Consider the following 3,107-nt stretch of genomic DNA (forward strand, 5'->3'; position numbering starts at 1 on the left):
CGCGCCCGGCACCCCGTAGCAGCGACAGCCGGGTGGGCGGGGCGCGGACATGAGCGGGGGCGACGGCGGCGGCGACCACCGCGACCACAAGGCCGCCGAGGTACGGCGGATGCTGAACGCGCGGCGGCCCGCCGTCCCCGGCGATCTCGTGCCGCGCGCCACCGCCCTCGGCACCCGGCTGCTGCACCGCCGCCGCGCGGTCCAACGGGTGTGCTGGGCACTGCTGTTGGTCGGGGTGGTCGTGTTCGCGGTCTGGGCGTCCGCGGCACACCCGTGGACCGTACCGCCGTCGCAGACCACCCCGCCGCTGGAGGACTGGTGACCGGCCCGGTCGCGCCCGAGGGCTGCGCGTTCAGCCCGTACGGCGCTTGATGGCGGACCGTCAGCCCCGGCGGGGGACGACGCCCCGCCCGAATGACCCTAGGCCAGCGCCTGGTGGAGGTCAGCGAGCAGGTCGTCGACCGACTCGATGCCCACCGACAGCCTGACCAGGTCCGACGGCACCTCAAGCGCCGAGCCCGCCGCCGAGGCGTGGGTCATCCGGCCCGGGTGCTCGATCAGCGACTCGACCCCGCCCAGGGACTCGCCCAGTGTGAACAGCTTCGCGCGGTCGCAGACCGCCACCGCCGCCTCCTCGCCGTCCGCGACCTGGAAGGAGACCATCCCGCCGAAGGCCTTCATCTGCTTCGCGGCGACCTCGTGACCGGGGTGGTCGGGCAGCCCCGGATAGAGGACCTTCGAGACCTGGGGGTGCTGGGTGAGCATCTCCGCGATCCGCGTGGCGTTCCCGCTGTGCCGGTCCATCCGGACCGCCAGCGTCTTGATGCCGCGCAGCACCAGCCACGCGTCGAAGGGACCGGCGACGGCCCCCATCGCGTTCTGGTGGTAGGCGAGTTCGTCCGCGAGTTCCGCGTCGTCGACGATCAGCGCGCCGCCGACCACGTCCGAGTGCCCGCCCATGTACTTCGTGGTCGAGTGGACGACGACGTCCGCGCCCAGCGCCAGCGGCTGCTGGAGGTACGGGCTGGCGAAGGTGTTGTCGACGACCAGCCGCGCCCCGGCGGAGCGCGCGATCCCGGCGAGGGCCGCGATGTCGGTGATGTTGAGCAGCGGGTTCGAGGGGGTCTCGACCCAGATCGCCTTGGTACGGGGGGTGAGCGCGGCCCGTACCGCCGCCGGGTCGGAGGTGTGCGCGACCGAGAAGTCCACGCCCCAGCGGGAGACGACCTTCGCGAACAGCCGGAACGTGCCGCCGTACGCGTCGTCCGGGATCACGACATGGTCGCCGGGCTCCAGCAGCGTACGGAGCAGGCAGTCCTCCGCCGCCAGGCCCGAGGCGAAGGCGAGCCCGCGACGGCCGCCCTCCAGGGCCGCGAGGTTCTCCTCCAGGGCGGTACGGGTGGGGTTGGCGCTGCGGCTGTACTCGTAACCGCCGCGCAGTCCGCCCACTCCGTCCTGCTTGTAGGTGGACACCTGGTAGATCGGCGGGACGACCGCGCCGGTCAGGGGGTCCGCGGTGTTGCCCGCGTGGATGGCGAGCGTCTCGAAGTGCTGCGGCTCGCCGGGATGGTGCCCGTCGGCCGGGCGCTGGGTGGGGTGCTCGTGGCTCATGAGGCCCGAGCGTAACGCCGTACGAGCACCCGCCCGCACAACGGAGCGGCGAGGCGGGTACGAGCCGGGGCGGCAAGGCGGGTACGGGCTGGGGCGGCAAGGCGGGTACGGGCCGGGCGCCCGCGGACCGTACGCCGTGCCGCACCGCCGGATACGCCGGGCGCCGCGTCCGCGACAATGGGGCCATGGAGATTCTCTGGTTCCTGATCGCGATGGGCCTGCTGGCCGGGGCCATCGGCCCGTTTGCGCTGCGCCGCCGCGGCGGTGTCCGCCAGGTCGCGCCCGGTTCGCCCGACGCCGCCGACCCGGCCGCGTACGGCTTCCTGCTCCAGGAGGAGCTGGACATCCGGCTGCCGGGCCCCGACCAGGATCTCCTCGACGTACTCGATGTCGTACAGGGGACGCAGGACTGGCGGGCCGCCGCGCAGTTGCTCGCGGGCACGCCCAAGGAGGGCGAGGTGCGCTGGCAGCGCGTGCAGGCGTTCGCCGGCGCGGCGTCGCTGGAGCTTCAGCAGCGGCCCGGCGTGGGCGGCGCGTGGCTGCGGGCGTGGCGTGCGGAGTCGCCGAAGGACGCGGGCGGTGCGGCGGTGCACGCGGAATTCCTGGTGCAGCAGGCGTGGCGGTCGTCGGCCGCGGGGACGGACGACTTCCGGATCATCCTGGAGGAGGCCCGTACGGTCTGCGGCGAGGCGGCCCTGCTGGCGCCGGGCGACCCCGTGCCGTACCTCACCGAGCTGGCCGTGGCGCGCGGGCTCGGTTATACGCACGAGCAGTTCGACCAGGTGTGGGCGAAGGTGATCGACCGCGCGCCGGAGCACATGGGCGCGCATCTCGCGGCGCTGCACTACTGGTGTGAGAAGTGGCACGGTTCGCGCGAGGAGGCCGACCACTTCGCGACGACGGCCGCGGCGCGCGCCCCGCGGGGCTCGCTGCTGGCGGCGCTGCCGCTGTTCGCGGTGTACGAGCACCTTCCCGAGGTCAATCTCGTGCAGGGCTTCTACCAGAGCGCGGTGGTGACCAAGGCGGTGGAGGGCGCGCTGTTCGCGGTGCACGCGGCGCGCCAGGACGATCCGCTGCTCGCGCACGTACGGCACATGCTGGTCCTCTTCCTCGTACGGCAGGAACGCTGGGCGGAGGCGATGCACCAGCTCGTACGGGTGGACGGGCACGTGGGGGCGCTGCCGTGGACGCTGGAGGGGGACCCGGCGGCGGTGTACGCGGTGTACCGGGCGCTGGCGGTGGCGGGCTACGAGGCGAACGGCGGGAGCCCGGCGACGCTACGGCAGTGAGGGGGCGGATGGGGTTCCCACAGGGGTTCCCACGGACTTATCCACAGCCTCTTCCGCACTGTCCACAGGCCTGTCCACAGGCTTCACGGAATGTCCAGGGCGCCCGGTACGTTGATTCAGCAGGACCCCACAGCCGAGCAGAGCCGAGGAGACCTGAAATGTTCATCACCCGCCGCACCCCCGAGCTTCCCACCCCGGAGCAGACCC

The 3,107-nt window shown here is 73.2% G+C and carries 3 protein-coding genes; 2 read left to right on the forward strand and 1 reads right to left on the reverse strand.

Annotated features, from left to right (window positions below; genetic code table 11):
* The first annotated feature begins 49 nt into the window (after positions 1-49).
* On the forward strand, positions 50-322 hold the full coding sequence (locus tag WH07_RS34290) for a hypothetical protein (protein ID WP_046508834.1): 273 nt from the start codon (positions 50-52) through the stop codon (positions 320-322).
* Between the two features lie 98 nt (positions 323-420).
* Here WH07_RS34290 and WH07_RS34295 read toward each other — a convergent pair whose 3' ends face one another.
* A complete protein-coding gene (locus WH07_RS34295; protein WP_046508835.1) occupies positions 421-1,611 on the reverse strand; it encodes a cystathionine gamma-synthase in 1,191 nt (396 codons plus the stop codon).
* A 185-nt stretch (positions 1,612-1,796) separates the two neighbouring features.
* On the opposite strand from WH07_RS34295, the gene WH07_RS34300 reads away from it, so the two are divergent.
* The gene (locus tag WH07_RS34300; protein ID WP_046508837.1) at positions 1,797-2,900 is read left to right on the forward strand and encodes a hypothetical protein; all 1,104 of its coding nucleotides are present in this window, start codon (positions 1,797-1,799) and stop codon (positions 2,898-2,900) included.
* The last annotated feature ends 207 nt before the right edge of the window (positions 2,901-3,107 follow it).

It is taken from the genome of Streptomyces odonnellii (genome assembly GCF_000981895.1).
In the GTDB taxonomy this organism is placed as follows: Bacteria; Actinomycetota; Actinomycetes; order Streptomycetales; family Streptomycetaceae; genus Streptomyces; species Streptomyces odonnellii.

Bases quoted from the DNA above. Each gene is read 5' to 3' on its own strand.
- WH07_RS34290 (WP_046508834.1), top strand. From the start codon at position 50: ATGAGCGGGGGCGACGGCGGCGGCGACCACCGCGACCACAAGGCCGCC.
- WH07_RS34295 (WP_046508835.1), bottom strand. From the start codon at position 1,611: ATGAGCCACGAGCACCCCACCCAGCGCCCGGCCGACGGGCACCATCCC.
- WH07_RS34300 (WP_046508837.1), top strand. From the start codon at position 1,797: ATGGAGATTCTCTGGTTCCTGATCGCGATGGGCCTGCTGGCCGGGGCC.